Raw genomic sequence first — 18,768 nt, 5'->3', positions numbered from 1 at the left:
ACGTGCGCAGCGAGCGGATCGGGTCTGACTTCCCGCGTCGCCGCAGGTCACAGTGGCGCGACCGCACCGGATTCACACCGGTTTCCGCACCGCTCAGGTGCGATCGTACGGGGCCGACGCCCTCCGGTCGTAACCTGGAGCGCGTGGATACGTCGCCGGAGGAGTCCCGCAGGACGCGGGCCGATGCATGCCCGGGCGCCCTGCAGCTGCATCAGGCCTCCGACGGCGCGCTCGCGCGGGTACGTCTGCCGGGCGGCATGCTCACCCCCGAGCAGCTGTCGGTGCTGGCCACCGCGTCGCGGGAACTGTCCACCGGAGATCTCGAACTCACCAGTCGTGGCAACGTGCAGTTCCGCGCCGTGACCGATCCCGACGACCTCGCGGCACGCCTTGCCGCGGCCGGCCTGCTGCCGTCGGAGACCCACGAGCGGGTCCGGAACATCCTGGCGTCGCCGTTGGCCGGTCGTGTCGGTGACGGGCCGGACGTGTCGGAGATCGTGACCGGACTCGACGAGGCGCTGCGTGCTGATCCCGACCTCGCCGACCTGCCCGGACGCATCCTGTTCACCGTCGACGACGGGCGCGGTGACGTCACCGGGCTCGACGCCGACATCGGGGTGCACGCCACCGGCGACGAGTTCGCGCTGGTTGTGGCCGGTGCGGACAGCGGCGTGCGGGTCCCGCCCGCCGACGCCGTGGACACGATGATCGACGTCGCCCGCGGCTTCGGTCGTGAACGGACCACGCAGTGGCGGATCGCCGAGATCCCGGGCGGGGTCGACGCAGTGTTGTCGCACATCGGTCGCGAGCCCACCGCGGAGAAGGTCGACTTCGCCGTGGTCGGCTCGGCGCCGGTGGGGTGGTTCGACCAGGCCGACGGTCGCGTCGCCCTCGGAGCGGTCCTGGCCCACGGACTGTTGCCCGCCCGAACCGCCGAGATCATCGTGGCGGTGGGCGTGCCGGTGATCGTGACCCCGTGGCGCTCGATCGTGCTGGTCGACCTGACCGAGGGCGAGGCGGAGGCCGTGGTCCGCGTCCTCGCCCCGATGGGTCTGATCTTCGACGCCAACTCGCCCTGGGCGAGCGCCACCTCGTGTGTCGGATCCCCCGGCTGCGCCAAGTCCCACGCCGACGTGCGGGCCGATCTGGAGCGCGCCGTCGATGACGGCGAGGTCACCGCCGGTGAGCGTCAGCACTGGGTCGGTTGTGAGCGGGCGTGTGGGACCCCACACACCCCGCATGTGCAGGTGCTGGCCGTCGGCGACGGATACGAGCGTCAGAGCATCGGCGATTCGCCGCTATCGTGAGTTCCGATATGTACTCCTACATCCACGACGGCGCCGAGATCTACCGGCAGTCCTTCGCAACCATCCGGGCCGAGTCCGACCTGTCGTCCTACGACGACGATGTCGAACGGGTCGTCGTCCGCATGATCCATGCGTGCGGCCAGACCGACCTCCCCGCCGACGTCGTCGCGACGCCGGGCCTCGTCCGCGCGGCACGGTCGGCGCTCGAGGGGGGCGCACCGATCCTCTGCGACGCGACCATGGTCGCCTCCGGGGTGACCCGGCGTCGTCTGCCCGTCGACAACGACGTCCTGTGTCTGCTCGGTGATCCCCGCACCCCGGAGTTGGCCGAGCAACTGCACACCACGAGAACCGCTGCCGCCGTGCACCTGTGGGAACCGATGCTCGAGGGTGCCGTTGTCGCCATCGGCAACGCACCCACCGCGCTGTTCGCGTTGCTCGAACAGATCGACGCCGGGGGTCCCCGTCCCGCGGCCGTCGTCGGGGCACCGGTCGGATTCATCGGCGCGGCGGAATCCTGTGCGGCACTGGCCGAACGCACCGATCTGGAGTTCATCACCGTGCTGGGCCGACGCGGCGGGTCGGCCATCACCGCCGCCGCGGTGAACGCGCTGGCGAGCCCGGTGGAATGAGCGACGTGGCCGGGAAACTCTGGGGTGTCGGCATCGGCCCCGGTGACAGCGAGCTCGTCACCGTCAAGGCCGCTCGCGTGATCGGCGAGGCCGACGTGATCGCCTACCACTGTGCGCGACACGGCCGCAGCGTGGCGCTGGGCATCGCGAAACCGTATGTACGCGAGGGCGAACAGGTCCTCGAGGAACTGATGTACCCGGTCACCACGGAGACCACCGATCACCCCGGTGGATATCGGGGGGCGCTGGAGGAGTTCTACAGCGAGGCGGCACAGAGACTGGGCACACATCTGCGGGCCGGCCGCTCGGTGGCGCTGCTCGCCGAGGGCGATCCGCTGTTCTACAGCAGCTACATGCACATGCACAAACGTCTGTCGGGCGAGTTCGACGCCGAGATCATCCCCGGTGTCACGTCGGTCAGCGCGAGCACCGCGGCGATGGGTATCCCGTGGGTGGAGGCCGACGAGACCACGACGGTGTTGCCGGGCACGATGGCCGACGACGAACTGGTCCGCAGGCTGCGTGACAGCGATGCCGTGGCGATCATGAAGTTGGGGCGGACGTTCCCGCGGGTGCTCGACGCGCTGGAGACCGCGGGCCTCGCGGACGTGGCCTGGTACGTCGAACGTGCGTCGACCGGCACCCAGCGGGTGATCCCGGTCCGCGAGGTCGACCCGACGTCGGTCCCCTACTTCTCGATGGTCGTCGTCCCCGGCGCACTCAATCGACCCGTGGACGACTCCGTCTCCGGCGGCGACACCGAGGCCGATGTCCCGGTCGGAGAAGTGGTCGTGGTCGGTCTCGGTCCCGGTGCCGACCGGTGGACCACACCCGAGGTCGCGGCGGAACTGGCGCGGGCGACCGACATCGTCGGATACAAGACCTACCTGGCGCGCGTCTCGCCGCGCACCGGTCAGCGGATGCACGCCAGCGACAACAAGGTGGAGTCCGAACGGGCCTGCATGGCACTCGATCTCGCTGCCCGCGGTGCGCGTGTCGTGGTCGTCTCGTCGGGCGACCCCGGGGTGTTCGCGATGGCGTCGGCGGTCGTGGAGATGGCGGCCGAACCCGCCTGGGAGCACGTCGGTGTGCGGGTGGTCCCGGGTGTCACCGCGGCCAACGCGGTGGCCGCGGCGGTGGGAGCGCCGCTCGGGCACGACTACGCCGTCATCTCGCTGTCGGATCGGCTCAAGCCGTGGGAGACCATCGAACGGCGCATCCGCGCTGCGCTCGAGGCGGACCTGGTGATCGCCATCTACAACCCGGGATCGGCCAGTCGGACATGGCAGGTCGAGGCCCTACAGAAGATTCTGCTCGAGATCGTCGGTGCCGATCGGCCCGTCGTCCTCGGCCGCGACGTCGGTGGGCCGGACGAGGCGGTGTCGGTGACGAGCGCGGGCGCGCTGGTGCCGGCTCAGGTCGACATGCGCACACTGATCATCGTCGGATCGTCGACCACCCGGGTGGTCGACCGGGTCGGCGGAGCGGCCGTGTTCACCTCGCGGCGTTACGGTCCCGCAGTCGACTGATCACCTCGTCGAGGGTGTCGACGACATCGACCCCGGACGGCGACGGCGGTTGTGCCACCATCACCACCCTCACCCCGAGTTCTCGTGCGGCGACCAGTTTCGCCCGGGTGTGTTCCCCGCCGCTGTTCTTCGTCACCAGCGTGTCGATGTCGTTGTCGCGCAACAGCGCCAGCTCGGATTCGAGATCGTAGGGCCCGCGGCTCCGAATGATCTTGTGGTGCCGGGGTAGGTCACCGGTGGGTGGGTCGACGACGCGGATCGCATAGAAGGCGGAGTCGTCCCCGGCGAACGCCGTCACGTCCTGTCGTCCGGTGGTGACCAGGATCCTGCTGCCCACAGCGGACACCGCGGACGCGGCCGCGGTGATGTCGTCGACGACCGTCCACTCGTCGTCGGCCGTGGGGACCCACTCCGGGCGTCGGAACGCGATGAGCGGCACCGGTATCGGCGCCGTCGCCTCCGCTGCGTTGCGTGAGATCTGTTGCGCGAAGGGGTGGGTTGCGTCGATGACGGCCCGGCAGTCGTGGTCGGTGATCCATGCGCGCAGCGCCGTGGCCCCGCCGAAACCGCCGATCCGCACCTCGCCGACCGGCAGCCGCGGCTGTTGGACCCGCCCCGCGAGTGACGAGAGGTAGGGCACGGCGAGCTCGTGCAGCTCGGCCGCGAGAGCACGCGCCTCGGCCGTCCCGCCGAGGATCAGTACCGGTCCCTGACCGGTCATGCCGGCGCGGAGCCGTTCTCGCCGGCGACCTTGGTCATCCGGGCCTGCGAGTACAGGTAGCTGTCGGGGAAACCGCTGGCCGCCAGTACCGGGCCGACGAAGATCACGGCGGTCCGCACGATTCCGGCGGCCGTGGTCTCGGCGGCGAGTCGATCGAGTGTGCACCGGAGGATCTGTTCGTTGTCGCGGCTGGCGAAAGCGACGACCGCACAGGGACAACGCGGACCGTAGTGCTCCATGAGGTCAGCCTGCACCTGCTCGATGCGACGGGCCGCAAGATGCAGCGCGAGGGTGACGCCGGTCGCGGCCAACTCGGCCAGCGTCTCCCCCGCCGGCATGTCCGTCGACAGTGTCGAGACCCGCGTGATCAGCAGGGACTGTCCGATCCCCGGGACCGTGAGCTCCCGTCCGAGCGCCGCCGCGGCGGCGGAGAAGGCGGGCACACCGGGGACGATGGCGTGATCGATCCCGACGGCGTCGAGGGCCCGGATCTGTTCGGCGACCGCCGAGTACAGCGACGGGTCACCAGAATGCAGCCGCGCGATGTCGTGCCCGGCTGCGTGTGCGGTCCGCATGTGGCCGATGATCTCGTCGAGCGGCATCCGCGCGGTGTCGATCATCACCGCATCCGGCGGGCAGTGCTCGAGCATCTCGTCCGGGACGAGAGACCCGGCGTAGAGGCAGGTCCGGCACCGCGCCAGGGTCTGCGCACCCCGCAGGGTGATCAGGTCGGCGGCGCCGGGACCCGCGCCGATGAAGTGGACGGTCATGAGTGCTCCTTGGTGGCGATCCACTGTGTGACCGGCAGAACGGGGCGCCACGTCGTCATGGACCCCAGTGGGGCGGCGTGCTCGAGATGGACACGCCTCAGTTCGCCACCGTGTGTCCGATGCCATTGCAGCACCGCGGCTTCCGATTCGATGGTCACCGCGTTGGCAACGATGATCCCGCCTGCTCGCAGCGCCGACCAGCAGACCTCGACCATGTCGTCGGTACACAGACCGCCCCCGATGAAGATCGCGTCGGGGGTCGGGGCGCCGTGCAGGGCCTGCGGGGCCTCGCCGGCCACGGTGATCGTGGTGCCGACGCCGAGACGGTCGGCGTTTCCGACGATTCGCTCGCGACGCGTGGCGTTCGTCTCGAACACCACAGCGCGGCAATTGCTCTCGGTGCGCGACCACTCGATGGCGACCGATCCGGCGCCGCCGCCGATGTCCCACAGCAGCTGACCGGGCGCGGGTCGCAACGCGGCGATCGTCAGTGCTCGGACGGCAGTCTTGGTCAGCTGCCCGTCGTTGTCGAAATCGGTGTCGGGCAGGCCGGATTGGCGCGACGACGCCGGACCGACACACTCCACCGCGACGATGTTGAGCCGGTCTCCGGCCGGTCGGCTCCAGGTGTTCGCGGTCCCCTGGGCGATCGCCTCGTCGGTGCCGCCGAGTTGTTCGAGCACCGTCACGGGCGACTCCCCGTGCCCAGAGCGGGTGAGGTGGGCGGCGACCGCCTCGGGTGTGGTGGCGTCGCGGCTGAGAATCAGCAGCCGCACCCCGTCACTGATGTCGCGGGCTAGCGAGGAAACGGGTGCGCTGACCAGGCTGACGATGCGGGTGTCGGTGAGGTCCCATCCGAGTCGTGCGGCGGCCAGTGAGGCGCTCGACACGGCGGGGATGACCCGCACACGGTCGGCGCCGACATGGCGGATGATCGTCGTCCCGACGCCGTGGAACATCGGGTCGCCGCTGGCGAGGATGTGCACGGGCGTCTGTGGTGCTGCGTCGAGGACCGCGTGGAGGTCATCGACCATCGGTGAGCTCCACGCGTGACGTCGTGCGGCGAGTTCGGGAAGCAGGTCCAACTGCCGGGTGGACCCCGCGATGAGCGTCGCCCGGCGTAGTTCGTCGCGGGCGGTGTCGCCGAGCCCGTTCCAGCCATCCGCGCCAACGCCGACGACGACGATGTCCGCTTCGTTCACGCCCGCGTCACCGGGGGATCTTGCGCCACACGGCCTGCGGAAGCAGACGCATTCCGAACATCGCCGGGCGGATGGCCCAGGGAATCCAGACGGTGCGTTTGCCGCGGTGCAAGGCTCTGACGACGGCGGCCGCGACCTGCTCCGGCGTGCTCGACATGGGCGCGGGTGCGACGCCGGAGTCCATCAGGTCCTTGGTCATCGCTCCGATGACGAAACCGGGTCGGGCGATGAGGACCTGGACGCCGGTGTGGTGCAGGGAGTCGGCGAGACCGGACGCGAACCCGTCGAGTCCGGCCTTGGTCGAGCCGTAGACGTAGTTGGCCTGCCGCACGCGGATGCCGGCCACCGACGAGAAGACGATGATCGCCCCGGCGTCGGCGGCGCGCATCACCTGCGCCAGCGGGGTGATGACGCTGATCTGGGCGACGTAGTCGGTGTGGGCGATCTGCAGGGCGTGCGCCACGTCGGTCTCGGCGCGCTGCTGGTCACCGAGGATCCCGAACGCCACGACCGCGACCCCGATGGCACCGTGTTCGGCGACGACCGACTCGATGAATGGGGTGTGGCTCGCGATGTCGTCTGCATCGAACTCGGCCGTGTGCACGGCGCTTGCCCCCGCGTCACGAATCAGTCGGACCTGCCCGTCGAGATCGTCGTGGCGTCGGGCGGCGAGGATGACGACCCCTCCGTCGGCGAGGCGGCGCGCGACGTCCAGGCCGATCTCGCTGCGTCCACCCAACAGGAGGATCACACCGTCGGGAGTCGTCGATCGTCCGGCTCTGGTCACGAAGGTCATTGTCCCATCCCGCCGAGCGGGCCCGAACACCCCGCCGAACGTGCCGAACCGACCCGCCGAGCGGGCCGAAACGACGCATCGACGGTGCCCCAACCGACGGCGGCAGACGCATCTGAGCGAGACGACGCCATTATCGGCCCACTCGATGGGCACCTACGGCACAGTCGGCGGGTGATTTGGGCACGGTCGGCGGGTAGTAAGGGCCCGCTCGGCGGGTGATTTGGGCACGGTCGGCGGGTGGTCAGGGCCCGCTCGGCAGGGGTGGGGCCGCGCTCCGCGGAGCGCGGATACGCTGGGTGCGTGCCCCGTACCGCGAGTGATCTGACCCCTGCCGCCCTGGAGTTCCTCACCGACCGACATCTCGCGAGCCTCACCACGCTGCGCGCCGACAACACCCCGCACTCGGTCGCGGTCGGCGTCACCTACGATCCCGAACGCCAATTGGCGCGCGTCATCACCTTCGAGGGCAGCCAGAAGGTCCGCAACACCGACCGCGGTCAGTACGCGTCGGTGACCCACGTCGACGGTCCCCGGTGGCTCACCCTGGAAGGGCCTGCGCGCATCAGTCGCGACGCCGACGACATCGCCGAGGCGGTTCGCCGCTACGCCCTGCGCTACCGCCAGCCCAAGGTGAACCCGCGCCGCGTGGTCATCGAGATCAGCGTCACCCGGATCCTGGGGTCGCAGAGTCTGCTCTCGACCGAGGCCTGACGACGTGTCCCAGCGCAGGAAGAAGCTCGAGACCTGGGCCGGTCGTGTCATGAACACCTGTGTTCTGGTTCTCACGGTCTTCTACGTGGCAGAAGCGTTCAATCGCCCGTCGGCGTATCGGATAACTGTTGCGGTCGTAGCGGTCTTGCTGACCCTCAGCATCCTGTGGACGGCCTATCGCACGGTCACCGGTCGCGAGCGGCCGTCGATCTCCTACCCGCGCAAGAATCCGGCGACGGTCCCCTTCGACGACGTCATCCATGCACTGGAGACCACCGACGGGCGCATCAAGGCGGTTCGAAGGCTGCGCGAACAGCACCCCGGGCTGAACCTCAAGGACGCTGCCGACCTCGTCGACGAGGTCACCGCGCGCCCGGATCTGTGATCCTCTCCTAGAGGGTGGTCAGTCCGTGCGGCCTGGTGTTGACGGGCTCGCAGCCGTCGTCGGTCACGACCACGATGTCCTCGATGCGCGCACCCCACCGCCCACCGAAGTAGATACCCGGCTCGATGCTGAACGCCATACCGGCCTCGAGTGTGACGTCGCTGCCGGCGACGATGTAGGGCTCCTCGTGGACCGACAGCCCGATGCCGTGACCGGTCCGATGGATGAACTGCTCGCCGAGTCCGGCGTCGACGAGGACGTCGCGTGCGGCCGCGTCGACGTCGTGCGCCCGGGCTCCGGGGCGCACCGCGTCGACCGCCGCCTGCTGGGCACGCTCAAGGATGGCGACCTGCGACGCGATGTCGGCTGAGGGCGCCCCGACGGCGTAGGTCCGGGTGGAGTCCGAGTTGTACCCCGGCGCAACGGGTCCGCCTATGTCGATGACGACGATGTCCCCCGAGGAGATAACGCGGTCGGAGACCTCGTGGTGCGGGTCGGCGCCGTTCGGTCCTGACCCGACGATGACGAACGCCGCCTCGGTGTGACCCTCGGCGATGATAGCGGCGGTGATGTCGTCGGCGACCTGACGTTCGGTCCGACCCGCGATCAGGAACTCACCCATCCGGGCGTGCACCCGGTCGATCGCTGCGCCGGCCCGCCGCAGGGCGTCGATCTCGGCGGGGTCCTTGATCATTCGCAAGCGACTCAGCACCGGGGTCGCCAGGATCGGCGCAGATCCCAGCCGGTCGGCCAACGGGATGAGGTGCAGGGCGGGCAACGCGTCCGACACGGCCACCACCGCACCGGCGGCGATCCCGTCCAGGGCCAGCGAGTAGGGGTCTTCGCCGTCCACCCAGTCGCGGGTGTCGATACCGAGATCGCCGACCGCAGACGCCCGCAGCGCGGCGAGTTCGAGACGCGGGACGACCACCCACGGTGGGCCGGACGCGGGCACAACCAGTGCGGTCAGTCGCTCGAACGTGCTCGCCGTCGACCCGGTGAGGTACTCGAGGTCGGGTCCGGGGCCGATGATCAACGCCTCGACCTGCGCCTCGCCGGCGACCGCAGCCGCCCGGGCGAGACGATCGGCGTACACCTGACTCGAAAACCGTTGCTCAGTCATGGCTTCCACCGTAGGCGATCGGTCCCCCGGGGCATCTGGCACAGTGATCAGCTATGACAGCTCCGGTGATGTTGCTCGATGGCGCGAGCCTCTGGTTCCGCGCCTTCCACGGGATCCCCGAGAAGATCACCGCGCCCGACGGTCGTCCGGTCAACGCGATCCGCGGATTCGTCGACATGATCGCGGTACTGGTCAACCGCGAACACCCTCGCCGCTTGGTCGTCTGCCTCGACTACGACTGGCGTCCGAAGTTCCGCACCGATCTGATCCCGTCGTACAAGGCGCACCGCGTCGCGGAGGTGGTCGCGGACGGCAACTCCGTGGAAGAGGTGCCCGACACCCTCACCCCGCAGGTCGACATGATCGCCGACTTCCTGGCCGCCGCCGGTCTTGCTAGCGCCGGGGCGCACGGATGCGAGGCCGACGATGTCATCGGCACCCTCGCCGACTCCGAGACAGAGGATCCCGTGGTCGTCGTCAGCGGTGACCGCGATCTGCTGCAGGTGGTCGTCGACGATCCCGTCGAGGTACGGGTGCTGTATGTCGGCAAAGGCGTCAACCGCGCCGAGATGTTCGGTCCCGAGGAGGTCGCCGAACGATACGACGTGCCGCCGGCCCGCCCCGGTACCGCCTACGCCGAGTTGGCGATGCTGCGTGGCGATCCGTCCGACGGACTACCCGGCGTGACCGGGGTCGGTGAGAAGACCGCGGCAAAGCTGTTGGCGCAGTTCGGAACCCTCGACGACATCGAGGCCGCGGCACGATCCGGCGACAAGTCGATCTCGCCCCGCATCCGGTCATCGATCGTCGACGCGGCGGATTACCTGCAGGCCGCCCGGACCGTGGTCTTCGTGCGCACCGACGCCGAGATCGAGGGCGACGGAGAGGGCATCATCCCGGCGGTGCCTGCCGACCCGGACCGGATCACCGCGCTCGTCGCCGAACTCGGGATCGGTTCGTCGGTGAACCGGTTGGCCACGGCGCTGGGGTGGAGCGAACGCTGGTGACCGACCGCGCGGATCAGTTCGCGGTGGGTCGACCGACCTCGTAACGACCGTTGTCGTCGAGGAAGGTGATGGTCACCTTCTGCTGTGCGCCGGCGACGGTGGCGGTGCAGTCGAATGACTTGCCCTTCTCCACCTTCTGCCCGTCCGGGCAGCTGACGCCGCCCACCTCGGTTGCCTGGTAGTCCTTCTCGAGGATCGACTTGACGCCGTCCTGCACCGCGGACTGGTTGAGTTCCTTGTTCACCGCGAAGCCCGGGGCGACGAACGCGGTGATGGCGAGCACGATGACCACGATCGCCACCACGCCACCGACGACCGCGATCCGGAACGGTTTCCGGTCCCGCAGCGGACGGTTCATCCCGGCGAACTGGTCCTGGCCTGGCGCGGTGGGCGCACCGGCAGACGTCTGGGCGTACTGCTGCTGCCCCGGCGCCCCGTAGGCGGGCTGACCGTAGGGCTGCTGCTCCTGACCGGGCTGGCCGTACGGCTGTCCGTACTGGGGATCGCCGTAGGACTGCTGTCCGTATTGCGGCTGGCTCGGACCCGTGTACGGGCCCGGCTGCTCGGCACCGGGCTGTCCGTACGGGGATGCACCCGTCGGCGGCTGCCCGTAGGCGGGTGATTGTCCGTACTGGGGCTGACCATATTGGGGCTGGCCGTATTGAGGCTGGCCGTAGGGAGTCTGTCCGTACTGCGGCTGGCCCTGGTCGTATCGCGGTTGGTTCGGGTCGGGCTGCTGGTATCCACCCGACCACGGACTGCCGGCATCCGGGCCACCGGCGGGAGCGCCCTGGTCCCCCTGCTGGCGAGGATCGTCGGGGTTGTGGGGGTCGCTCATGGTTCCCTCCGCTGATCAGAACATGGCCGTGCGCGTCCGCGCTGCGGCCCGCTGTCGAGACCGAACATACCGCACGGCACCGGGGGTGATCGGTGTCGTCAGGGCCGTGTCCTTCACGGCGTTGTCAGCCCAGTTCGACCGCGACCACACCCCGTTTGATGCACCCGACGGCCGACTTCGCCGAGCGGGCCAGCCGGCCCTCTCCCCCGGCACTCATGCGGATCTGTTCCAGCAGGTCGATCACCTGGCGGCTCCAGCGCACGAAATCGCCCGCGGGCAACGGCCGACCACGTTCACCGGCCGCGGCCAGCGCCTCGGCCAGCGAGCGGCCCGACGCCCACGTGTACATCGCGGTGGCGAACCCGGCGTCGGGTTCGCGGGTGACGCCGACGTTGTGTCGGCTCTCGAGATGGGCGAGCGTCCGCCAGGCCCGGTGGGTGTCCTGCAGGGCGTCGCGCACCTCGCGGTGCCCGGTGACCAGATCCGGTCCGGAGTACGAATCGCGTCGGGACTCGTACACCACGGCCGAGACCACCGCCGCGAGTTCGGGTGGGGTCAGCGCATCCCAGACCTGCGCGCGGATGCACTCACAGATGAGCAGATCGCTCTCGCTGTAGACGCGACTGAGTGTCCGACCCGAGTCGGTGACCACGACACCGTCGGGACCGTCGACGAGATATCCGAGTTCGGTGAGCACCCCGACTATCCGGTCGAAGGTGATGCTCAGCGTGGACGTGCGGGTGCTGACCGACTCGGTGAGCGCGAGGACCTCCCGTTCGACGCGGTTGCGCCGCTCTGCGAGGCGGAACAGCTCGTCGCCGGCAGGCAGCTGGTGCGCCGGATGCGCGCGCAGACGTGACCGCAGCAGACCGAGTTCGCGATCGTCGGCGGCGGGTGATCGTCGTGACTGCCGCCCGCGGGGAACGTCGATCCCGGTGGCCCGCAACGACGATGCGAGATCGCGACGACCGCGACCCGTACGCCGGTCCACCTGACGCGGCAAACGCATGTTGCCGAGCACCTCGGGTGGGTTCAGGAAGTCCGCGGTTCCCACGCGACCACACCAGGCGTCCTCGCAGAGCACCATCGGCTTGGGGTCGCGTCGTTCGGTGGCGGGTTCGATGACCACGGCCAGCCCGCGGTGCCGACCGCCGTGCAGGGCGATGACATGCCCACGCTTGAGCGCGGACAGTTCGTCGACGGTGTTGGCCTGCGCGGTCATCCGCTTCTCGAACTTCAGTTCCCGTTCGCGGGTCCGGATGACCTCGCGCAGTCGCATGTAACCGAGGAAGCCGTCGTAGTCGTCGGTGGGCGTGTGGTCGTCCGCTGCGGCGTCCTCCGTGGTCGCCAGATCGCCCGGCTCGACACCGACGCTCGACGCCCGGCCCGCGAGCTCCACGTCGATCTTGCCCAGCGTCCGTCGAGCGGTGTCGATCTTGCGGTGCTGGCCGACGACGGAACGGTCGGTCTGGAACTGCGCGAAGGAGCGTTCGAGCAGGTTCTTCGCGCCGTCCAACCCGAGGCGACCGATCAGGTTGATCGCCATGTTGTACTCCGGCGCGAACGAGCTGCGCAGCGGAAATGTGCGGGCTCCGGCGAGCCCGGCGACACGAGTCGGGTCGAGCTCGGGCATCCAGACGACGACGGCATGGCCCTCGACATCGATCCCCCGCCGACCGGCCCGTCCGGTGAGCTGGGTGAACTCGCCGGGGGTCAGATCGACGTGGGCTTCGCCGTTGTATTTCACGAGGCGCTCGAGCACCACCGACCGCGCAGGCATGTTGATGCCGAGGGCGAGGGTCTCGGTGGCGAAGACGGCACGGACGAGGCCGCGTACGAACAGCTCCTCGACCGCGTGGCGGAACGCGGGCAGCATCCCGGCGTGGTGGGCCGCGAGCCCGCGCATCAGTCCGGCGCGCCAGGTGTCGACGTTGAGCACGTCCTGATCGGCTTCGGTGAGGTCGCCGACGTATCGGTTGACCACCTCCTCGACCTGCGCGGCTTGGGCGGGCTGCAGAAGACTGAGTCCGGACCGCACACACTGGTCGAGTGCTGCTTCGCACCCGGCGCGGGAGAAGATGAAGCCGATGGCGGGCAACAGCCCGTCGCGGTCCAGGCGGGCGATGAGATCGGGCCGGGAGATGGTTCCGGCCGGACGTCCGCGACGCGGCGGACCGCCACGCCCACGACGACCGTGCGGGCTCTCGTGGTCGCTGACCATCTCGCGCTGCTTGATGTAGCGCGTCAGTTCCGAGTTGACCTGAGGGCGTTCGCCGTTGCGGGGCGTGCGCTCGAACAGGTCGAAGATCCGGTTGCCGACCATCATGTGCTGCCACAGCGGGATCGGACGGTGATCGTCGACGACCACCGTGGTGTCGCCACGCACGGTCTTGATCCAGTCGCCGAACTCCTCGGCGTTGCTGACCGTCGCCGACAGGCTCACCACCTTGACCGACGGCTCGAGGTGCAGGATGACCTCCTCCCACACCGCGCCGCGGAACCGGTCGGCGAGAAAGTGCACCTCGTCCATCACCACGTGCGACAGGCCGTTCAACGCAGGCGAGTTCGCGTAGATCATGTTGCGGACCACCTCTGTGGTCATCACGACCACCGGCGCGGACGGGTTGATCGAACTGTCTCCGGTGAGCAGACCGATGTTCTCGGCACCGTGCACGGCGACCAGATCGGAGAACTTCTGGTTGCTCAACGCCTTGATCGGGGTGGTGTAGAAGCACTTGGTCCCGGCCGCGAGCGCGAGATGCACCGCGAACTCCCCGACGATCGTCTTGCCGGCACCGGTGGGCGCGCACACCAACACGCCGTGGCCGTCCTCGAGTGCTGCGCACGACTCGATCTGGAACGGGTCGAGGGCGAACTCGAGTCGATCAGTGAACTCCCGCAACGCGGGTCGGTCGATGGGCGTCGTCGTCGGCGCGGCCTCAGAGGATGTCATCGAACTCGCCGACACGGGTCGTGAGCGGCCCGCTCGATGCACTGACCGAGGTCGACGCGCTCACCGTCTCGGGGCGGTGCTCGATCGGCGACGCCTCGTCGTCGGACAGGTGCTCCCAGTTCTCACCGAGGCGGCGCGCCTTGCGCCTGTCGTGGATCCGGGAGAACTGCACCGCGAACTCGAACAGGACCGTCAGCGCGAGGGCCAGGGCCAACATGGTGAACGGGTCCGAACCGGGGGTCACGACCGCGGCGAAAACGAAGAGACCGAATATCAGTCCACGGCGCCACGCCTTGAGTCGTGCGTAGCTGAGCACCCCGATCAGGTTGAGCGCCACGATGATCAGCGGCACCTCGAAGCTCACGCCGAAGATGACCAGCAGATGCAGGATGAAGCTGAAGTACTGCCCGCCGTCGAGGGCGGTCACCTGCACGTTGTCACCGACGGTGAGCAGGAAGTGGAACGCCTTCGCGACCACCAGGTAGGCGAGGATGCTGCCCGCGACGAAGAGTGACGCCGCGGCCGCGACGAACGAGACACCGTACTTGCGCTCGTTCTGGTGCAGACCCGGGGTGATGAACTGCCAGATCTGGAAGAACCAGATGGGGCACGCCATCACGACTCCCGCGGTGACCGCGACCTTGAGGCGCAGCGTGAACTGGTCGAACGGACCGGTCGCGAGGAGTCGACACTCGTCGCCGGGGGTCAGCGTCGCGCGGGAACTCTGCGGTAGGTCGCAATACGGACCCCGGAGCAGGTTGCCCAGCGACTCGACGTGAAAGAACCCGTACGAGTACCAGACGAAACCGATGATGGTGGTGAACAGAATGCCGACGACGGAGATCAGCAGGCGACGCCGGAGTTCGAAGAGATGCTCGACGAGCGACATCGTGCCGTCGGGGTTGGCTTTCTGCCGCCGGCGGCGCGGATCAAGGGGTATGCGCACAGTGTGGTTCTCGGTTCCTCACGCGAGGTGTGGATCGGCGGGGTGCCGCGAGGGTCAGGCGCTGCGACGTTCGTTGTCGGTGACGTGCGCGGCGTCCGTGGGGGTGGGCGCCGAGATCTGACGGGACGCCGGATCGTCGGTCTCGTCCTTGGTGTCGGCGTCGGTCTTCTTGCCGTCGTTCTGCATCTCCTTGACCTCACTCTTGAAGATGCGCATCGACCGACCGAGACCGCGGGCCGCGTCGGGAAGTTTCTTCGATCCGAACAGGACCAGGAACACGATCACCACGATGATGATGTGCCACGGCTGGATGGCGCCCATTGTCGTACCTCCGAAGTTGACTGGTCTCGATGCTACCGGACCCGTTCGGGCCGCCGGTGTGGCGTCACGGCGCCACGCAGGGTCAGACGTCGTCGCCGTAGGCCCTCAGCGCGGCCCGTGCCCGGTCGGCCACGTCTCGGGCGACGTCGGGCTCGTTCTGCAGCCGGATGCGACCTCCGAAACCGAGCAGGAACCGCGTGAACCAGTCCGGCGAGCCGTAGGTCATCGTCGCCGCGATGGGGGCGTCCGGATCAGGCGAGGCATGTTCGGGATCGGCCACCGGATCGATCAGGTAGTACTCCATCACCCAGGCCAGGGACGGGTCGATCTCGATCTCGGCCGTCGGCAGCTGCGGGTCGGCGTTGAACAGCGCGAGGGTCGCGCCGGAATCCGGCGAGGCGGGAACCACGGCCTTCTCGTCGAGCAGGCGCGCGTCGTCGATCCGGTCGAGCCGGAACAGTCGGATGCCCTCGCTCTCGCGGCACCAGCCCTCGAGATAGCTCGCCCCGTCGACGACCTGTATCCGCACCGGGTCCACGACCCGCTCGGAGACCGCATCCCGGGACGCCGAGTAGTAGCGGATCGAGACCGCCCGCGTCAGGCGCACCGCGTCGCGCACGGTCGACATCGGGCCGGCCGACGCGTCGGCGGGCTCAGGTGGTGCGGGCTCGTCGGTGATCGCGATGCTCGTCCCGACCGCCTTCTCGACCTTGGCGATCGCGCGCTGGGCGGCGGCGGTGTCCAACAGTCCCTGCATGTCGATCAGCGCCCGCAGCGCCACCAACAGCACCGACGCCTCGGTCGCGGTGAGTCGCAACGGGCGATCCATCCCGGCCGAGAACGTCACCTCGATGCTCTCCTCGGTGAACGCGAGGTCGATGAGGTCACCGGGCGAGTACCCCGGCAGCCCACACATCCACAGCTGGTTGAGGTCGGTCATCACCTGGGCGGGGGTGGTGCCCAGGTCGGCGGCCGCGTCGGCCGCACTGATCCCGGGATGGGCCAGGAAATACGGGACCATCGCGAGGAGTCGACTCAGTCGGGACGGGACCCCCGAGCTCGCCGGTGCCTTCGACCCGGCCGGGCCGGTCATCTCGGGACCGCCAACGCGCGGAGTTCGCCGATGACGCGGTCGCGGAGTTCATCGGGTTCGAGCACCACGGCGTCGGCCCCGGCCCCCAGCACCCGACGGGCCAGCCCGTCGACGGACCACTGCGAGAACTCCGCGATCGAACCGCGGCGTCCGTCTCGCTCGTGGTCGGTGAGCGTGCGGGCGCTGCGACGCAGCCCCTCGGCCCGGCCCTCGGCGATCCAGACCTTCGCACTCTGCGCCGAGTCCGGGGAGTCGACGTACCCGACAGCGTTGGCGACGATCTGCTGGAGGTCGAGGTCGGCGGGTCGCTGCGCCGGGGTGTCGACGTCGAACTCCCGGACGTCGCCGCCGATGCGCGACAGACGGAAGGTGCGCACGTCGTCCCGGTCCCGGTCGTGTCCGACCACGTACCACCGGCCTCGGAACGTCACGACGCCCCACGGCTCCAGGCTGCGCGGGGTGAACGGGCGGATCGGGGTGGGCCGGTACCCGAACGTCACCGCCCGGCCGTGATCGACCGCGGCCAACACCGAGCCCAGAACCGACTCCGAACCCATCGATCGTGGGGTGGCGGTGTGCACCCCGACGTCGAGTTCGGAGTCCGACGCGAGGTCGACGCCACCGGCGCGCAGCTTGAGCAGCGCGGTGTGCGCCGTCGCGGCCAGCTCGGGGGTGTCCCACAGCGCGGCGGCCATGGTGACCGCTGCCGCCTCGGCCTGATCGAGATCGATGTCGGGCAGCTCGTAGGCGTCCCGGTTGATCCGGTAGCCGTCCACCGGGACCATCCCCGACGCGCGTCCGGTCTCCAACGGGATGCCGAGGTCGCGGAGTTCGCCCTTGTCACGCTCGAACATCCGGTTGAAGGCGTCGTCGGACGGTGAGTCGCTGTAGCCGGCCACGCTCTTGCGGATCTGCTCGGCGGACAGGAACTGCCGTGTCGACAGCAGGCAGATGACGAGGTTCATCAGCCGTTCGACTTTGGAGGTTGCCACGGAGGAGAAGCCTAGTGGTCGAGGGGCTACATCGAGGCGATCAGGCGATCGACGCGCTCATCGACGTTGCGGAAGGGGTCCTTGCACAGCACGGTGCGCTGCGCCTGATCGTTCAGCTTGAGGTGCACCCAGTCGACGGTGAAGTCTCGACCGGCCTTCTGTGCGGCCGAGATGAAATCCCCGCGCAGTTTCGCGCGGGTGGTCTGCGGCGGCTCGTCGACCGCGGCCGCGATCGCCTCGTCGGTCGTGACGCGCGCAACGAGTCCCTTCCGGGAGAGCAGGTCGAAGACGCCGCGTCCGCGTTTGATGTCATGGAACGCCAGGTCGAGCTGCGCGATCTTCGGATCCGACATGTCCATGTCGTACCGGTCGATGTAGCGCTGGAAGAGCTTGCGCTTGATGACCCAGTCGATCTCGGTGTCCACGTCGGAGAAGTTCTGGGACTCGACCGCGTCGAGGGTGCGGCCCCACAGGTCGACCACACGGTCCATCTCCGGGTCGGGCTTGCGATTGCGCAGGTGCTCGACGGCGCGTGCGTGGTACTCGCGCTGGATGTCGAGGGCGCTGGCCTGCCTGCCGCCGGCCAGGCGCACCGGACGGCGCCCGGTGGTGTCGTGGCTGACCTCGCGGATCGCGCGGATCGGGTTGTCGAGGGCGAAGTCCCGGAACGCGACACCGGCCTCGATCATCTCGAGGACCAGGGCCGCGGTGCCCACCTTGAGCATGGTGGTGGTCTCGGCCATGTTCGAGTCGCCGACGATGACGTGCAGACGCCGGTACTTCTCGGCGTCGGCGTGCGGCTCGTCGCGGGTGTTGATGATCGGCCGCGACCGGGTGGTCGCGGAGGAGACGCCCTCCCAGATGTGCTCGGCGCGCTGCGACAGGCAGTAGGTGGCGGCCTTCGGGGTCTGCAGCACCTTGCCCGCACCGCAGATCAGCTGGCGTGTGACGAGGAACGGCAGCAGCACGTCGGAGATCCGGGAGAACTCCCCCGCCCGCACGACGAGGTAGTTCTCGTGGCAGCCGTAGGAGTTGCCCGCGGAGTCGGTGTTGTTCTTGAACAGGTAGATGTCACCGCCGATGCCCTCGTCGGCGAGACGCCGCTCGGCGTCGATCAACAGCTCCTCCAACACGAGCTCGCCCGCGCGGTCGTGGTTGATCAGCTGCACGAGGCTGTCGCACTCGGCGGTCGCGTACTCCGGGTGCGATCCGACGTCGAGGTAGAGCCGTGCCCCGTTCTGCAGGAACACATTCGATGATCGACCCCACGACACCACCCGCCGGAACAGATAGCGCGCGACTTCGTCGGGACTCAGGCGCCGGTGTCCGTGAAAGGTGCAGGTCACCCCGAACTCGGTTTCGATGCCCATGATTCGTCGTTCCACCTCATCGACCCTACCGGTGTGGGCGGATCGCGGTCGGCAAGCGCCGCCGCGCGGACG

Annotated in this window: 18 protein-coding genes; 6 read left to right on the top strand and 12 right to left on the bottom strand. The window is 69.0% G+C overall.

Annotated elements, in window-relative coordinates:
• Positions 1 to 143 precede the first annotated feature (143 nt).
• Genes cobG through cobJ form a run of 3 tightly spaced genes read left to right on the top strand, consistent with a single transcriptional unit; the run spans position 144 to position 3,468 of the window.
• The gene (cobG, locus tag IEV93_RS21315) at positions 144 to 1,307 is read left to right on the top strand and encodes a precorrin-3B synthase (protein WP_188492752.1); all 1,164 of its coding nucleotides are present in this window, start codon (positions 144 to 146) and stop codon (positions 1,305 to 1,307) included.
• An 8-nt stretch (positions 1,308 to 1,315) separates the two neighbouring features.
• Positions 1,316 to 1,939, top strand: a complete 624-nt coding sequence (locus IEV93_RS21310) for a precorrin-8X methylmutase (RefSeq protein ID WP_188493311.1) — start codon at positions 1,316 to 1,318, stop codon at positions 1,937 to 1,939.
• Complete coding sequence (gene cobJ / locus IEV93_RS21305; RefSeq protein ID WP_188492750.1) at positions 1,936 to 3,468, top strand: precorrin-3B C(17)-methyltransferase; 1,533 nt, start codon at positions 1,936 to 1,938, stop codon at positions 3,466 to 3,468. Before IEV93_RS21310 ends, cobJ begins: the two co-directional genes overlap by 4 nt.
• Here the strand turns inward: cobJ and IEV93_RS21300 are convergent.
• Genes IEV93_RS21300 through dprE2 form a run of 4 tightly spaced genes read right to left on the bottom strand, consistent with a single transcriptional unit; the run spans position 3,434 to position 6,957 of the window.
• Positions 3,434 to 4,189 (bottom strand): cobalt-precorrin-6A reductase, encoded by a 756-nt coding sequence (locus IEV93_RS21300; RefSeq protein WP_188492747.1) that lies wholly within the window; start codon positions 4,187 to 4,189, stop codon positions 3,434 to 3,436. The two genes, cobJ and IEV93_RS21300, sit on opposite strands and share 35 nt — an antisense overlap.
• The gene (gene cobM / locus IEV93_RS21295) at positions 4,186 to 4,959 is read right to left on the bottom strand and encodes a precorrin-4 C(11)-methyltransferase (protein WP_188492745.1); all 774 of its coding nucleotides are present in this window, start codon (positions 4,957 to 4,959) and stop codon (positions 4,186 to 4,188) included. Before cobM ends, IEV93_RS21300 begins: the two co-directional genes overlap by 4 nt.
• Positions 4,956 to 6,161, bottom strand: a complete 1,206-nt coding sequence (gene cbiE, locus IEV93_RS21290) for a precorrin-6y C5,15-methyltransferase (decarboxylating) subunit CbiE (RefSeq protein WP_188492743.1) — start codon at positions 6,159 to 6,161, stop codon at positions 4,956 to 4,958. The genes cobM and cbiE overlap by 4 nt, the downstream gene beginning before the upstream one ends.
• Before the next feature lie 7 nt (positions 6,162 to 6,168).
• Positions 6,169 to 6,957: a decaprenylphospho-beta-D-erythro-pentofuranosid-2-ulose 2-reductase gene (gene dprE2, locus IEV93_RS21285; protein WP_188492741.1), complete on the bottom strand. Its 789-nt coding sequence runs from the start codon at positions 6,955 to 6,957 to the stop codon at positions 6,169 to 6,171.
• Between the two features lie 300 nt (positions 6,958 to 7,257).
• On the opposite strand from dprE2, the gene IEV93_RS21280 reads away from it, so the two are divergent.
• Complete coding sequence (locus IEV93_RS21280; protein ID WP_188492738.1) at positions 7,258 to 7,668, top strand: pyridoxamine 5'-phosphate oxidase family protein; 411 nt, start codon at positions 7,258 to 7,260, stop codon at positions 7,666 to 7,668.
• Positions 7,669 to 7,672: 4 nt separating this feature from the next.
• Positions 7,673 to 8,053: a hypothetical protein gene (locus tag IEV93_RS21275; protein ID WP_188492736.1), complete on the top strand. Its 381-nt coding sequence runs from the start codon at positions 7,673 to 7,675 to the stop codon at positions 8,051 to 8,053.
• 7 nt (positions 8,054 to 8,060) lie between these two features.
• Here the strand turns inward: IEV93_RS21275 and IEV93_RS21270 are convergent, their stop codons facing one another.
• The gene (locus tag IEV93_RS21270; protein ID WP_188492734.1) at positions 8,061 to 9,176 is read right to left on the bottom strand and encodes a M24 family metallopeptidase; all 1,116 of its coding nucleotides are present in this window, start codon (positions 9,174 to 9,176) and stop codon (positions 8,061 to 8,063) included.
• A 68-nt stretch (positions 9,177 to 9,244) separates the two neighbouring features.
• Between IEV93_RS21270 and IEV93_RS21265 the strand changes: the two genes are divergently transcribed.
• Complete coding sequence (locus tag IEV93_RS21265; protein WP_188493309.1) at positions 9,245 to 10,183, top strand: 5'-3' exonuclease; 939 nt, start codon at positions 9,245 to 9,247, stop codon at positions 10,181 to 10,183.
• Between the two features lie 13 nt (positions 10,184 to 10,196).
• On the opposite strand, the gene IEV93_RS22630 is transcribed toward IEV93_RS21265, so the two are convergent.
• The 7 genes from IEV93_RS22630 to pafA all read right to left on the bottom strand — a co-directional run bounded on the left by IEV93_RS22630 (position 10,197) and on the right by pafA (position 18,711).
• The gene (locus IEV93_RS22630; protein WP_188492732.1) at positions 10,197 to 11,021 is read right to left on the bottom strand and encodes a DUF4333 domain-containing protein; all 825 of its coding nucleotides are present in this window, start codon (positions 11,019 to 11,021) and stop codon (positions 10,197 to 10,199) included.
• Positions 11,022 to 11,145: 124 nt separating this feature from the next.
• A complete protein-coding gene (locus IEV93_RS21255; protein WP_188492730.1) occupies positions 11,146 to 13,974 on the bottom strand; it encodes a DEAD/DEAH box helicase in 2,829 nt (942 codons plus the stop codon).
• Positions 13,961 to 14,920: a twin-arginine translocase subunit TatC gene (gene tatC / locus IEV93_RS21250; RefSeq protein ID WP_188492728.1), complete on the bottom strand. Its 960-nt coding sequence runs from the start codon at positions 14,918 to 14,920 to the stop codon at positions 13,961 to 13,963. Before tatC ends, IEV93_RS21255 begins: the two co-directional genes overlap by 14 nt.
• A gap of 54 nt (positions 14,921 to 14,974) precedes the next feature.
• A complete protein-coding gene (gene tatA, locus IEV93_RS21245; protein WP_188492726.1) occupies positions 14,975 to 15,241 on the bottom strand; it encodes a Sec-independent protein translocase subunit TatA in 267 nt (88 codons plus the stop codon).
• Between the two features lie 82 nt (positions 15,242 to 15,323).
• On the bottom strand, positions 15,324 to 16,334 hold the full coding sequence (locus tag IEV93_RS21240) for a helix-turn-helix transcriptional regulator (RefSeq protein ID WP_188492724.1): 1,011 nt from the start codon (positions 16,332 to 16,334) through the stop codon (positions 15,324 to 15,326).
• Entirely contained in the window at positions 16,331 to 17,326 is a 996-nt protein-coding gene (locus tag IEV93_RS21235; RefSeq protein WP_188492722.1) for a helix-turn-helix transcriptional regulator, read from the bottom strand. The genes IEV93_RS21240 and IEV93_RS21235 overlap by 4 nt, the downstream gene beginning before the upstream one ends.
• 26 nt (positions 17,327 to 17,352) lie before the next feature.
• Positions 17,353 to 18,711, bottom strand: coding sequence for a Pup--protein ligase (gene pafA, locus IEV93_RS21230; RefSeq protein WP_188492720.1), 1,359 nt, complete (start codon positions 18,709 to 18,711; stop codon positions 17,353 to 17,355).
• Positions 18,712 to 18,768 lie beyond the last annotated feature (57 nt).

The sequence above is a fragment of the Williamsia phyllosphaerae genome (genome assembly GCF_014635305.1).
GTDB classification, from domain to species: Bacteria; Actinomycetota; Actinomycetes; order Mycobacteriales; family Mycobacteriaceae; genus Williamsia_A; species Williamsia_A phyllosphaerae.
The sequence above is the reverse complement of the archived record's forward strand: the minus strand, read 5'-3'. Positions and strand labels throughout refer to the sequence as shown.

What these genes read in the sequence shown, in the direction of transcription:
- IEV93_RS21310 (WP_188493311.1), top strand. Translation starts at nt 1,316, where the DNA reads ATGTACTCCTACATCCACGACGGCGCCGAGATCTACCGGCAGTCCTTC.
- cobJ (WP_188492750.1), top strand. Translation starts at nt 1,936, where the DNA reads ATGAGCGACGTGGCCGGGAAACTCTGGGGTGTCGGCATCGGCCCCGGT.
- IEV93_RS21300 (WP_188492747.1), bottom strand. Translation starts at nt 4,189, where the DNA reads ATGACCGGTCAGGGACCGGTACTGATCCTCGGCGGGACGGCCGAGGCG.
- cobM (WP_188492745.1), bottom strand. Translation starts at nt 4,959, where the DNA reads ATGACCGTCCACTTCATCGGCGCGGGTCCCGGCGCCGCCGACCTGATC.
- dprE2 (WP_188492741.1), bottom strand. Translation starts at nt 6,957, where the DNA reads ATGACCTTCGTGACCAGAGCCGGACGATCGACGACTCCCGACGGTGTG.
- IEV93_RS21270 (WP_188492734.1), bottom strand. Translation starts at nt 9,176, where the DNA reads ATGACTGAGCAACGGTTTTCGAGTCAGGTGTACGCCGATCGTCTCGCC.
- IEV93_RS21265 (WP_188493309.1), top strand. Translation starts at nt 9,245, where the DNA reads ATGTTGCTCGATGGCGCGAGCCTCTGGTTCCGCGCCTTCCACGGGATC.
- IEV93_RS22630 (WP_188492732.1), bottom strand. Translation starts at nt 11,021, where the DNA reads ATGAGCGACCCCCACAACCCCGACGATCCTCGCCAGCAGGGGGACCAG.
- IEV93_RS21255 (WP_188492730.1), bottom strand. Translation starts at nt 13,974, where the DNA reads ATGACATCCTCTGAGGCCGCGCCGACGACGACGCCCATCGACCGACCC.
- tatA (WP_188492726.1), bottom strand. Translation starts at nt 15,241, where the DNA reads ATGGGCGCCATCCAGCCGTGGCACATCATCATCGTGGTGATCGTGTTC.
- IEV93_RS21240 (WP_188492724.1), bottom strand. Translation starts at nt 16,334, where the DNA reads ATGACCGGCCCGGCCGGGTCGAAGGCACCGGCGAGCTCGGGGGTCCCG.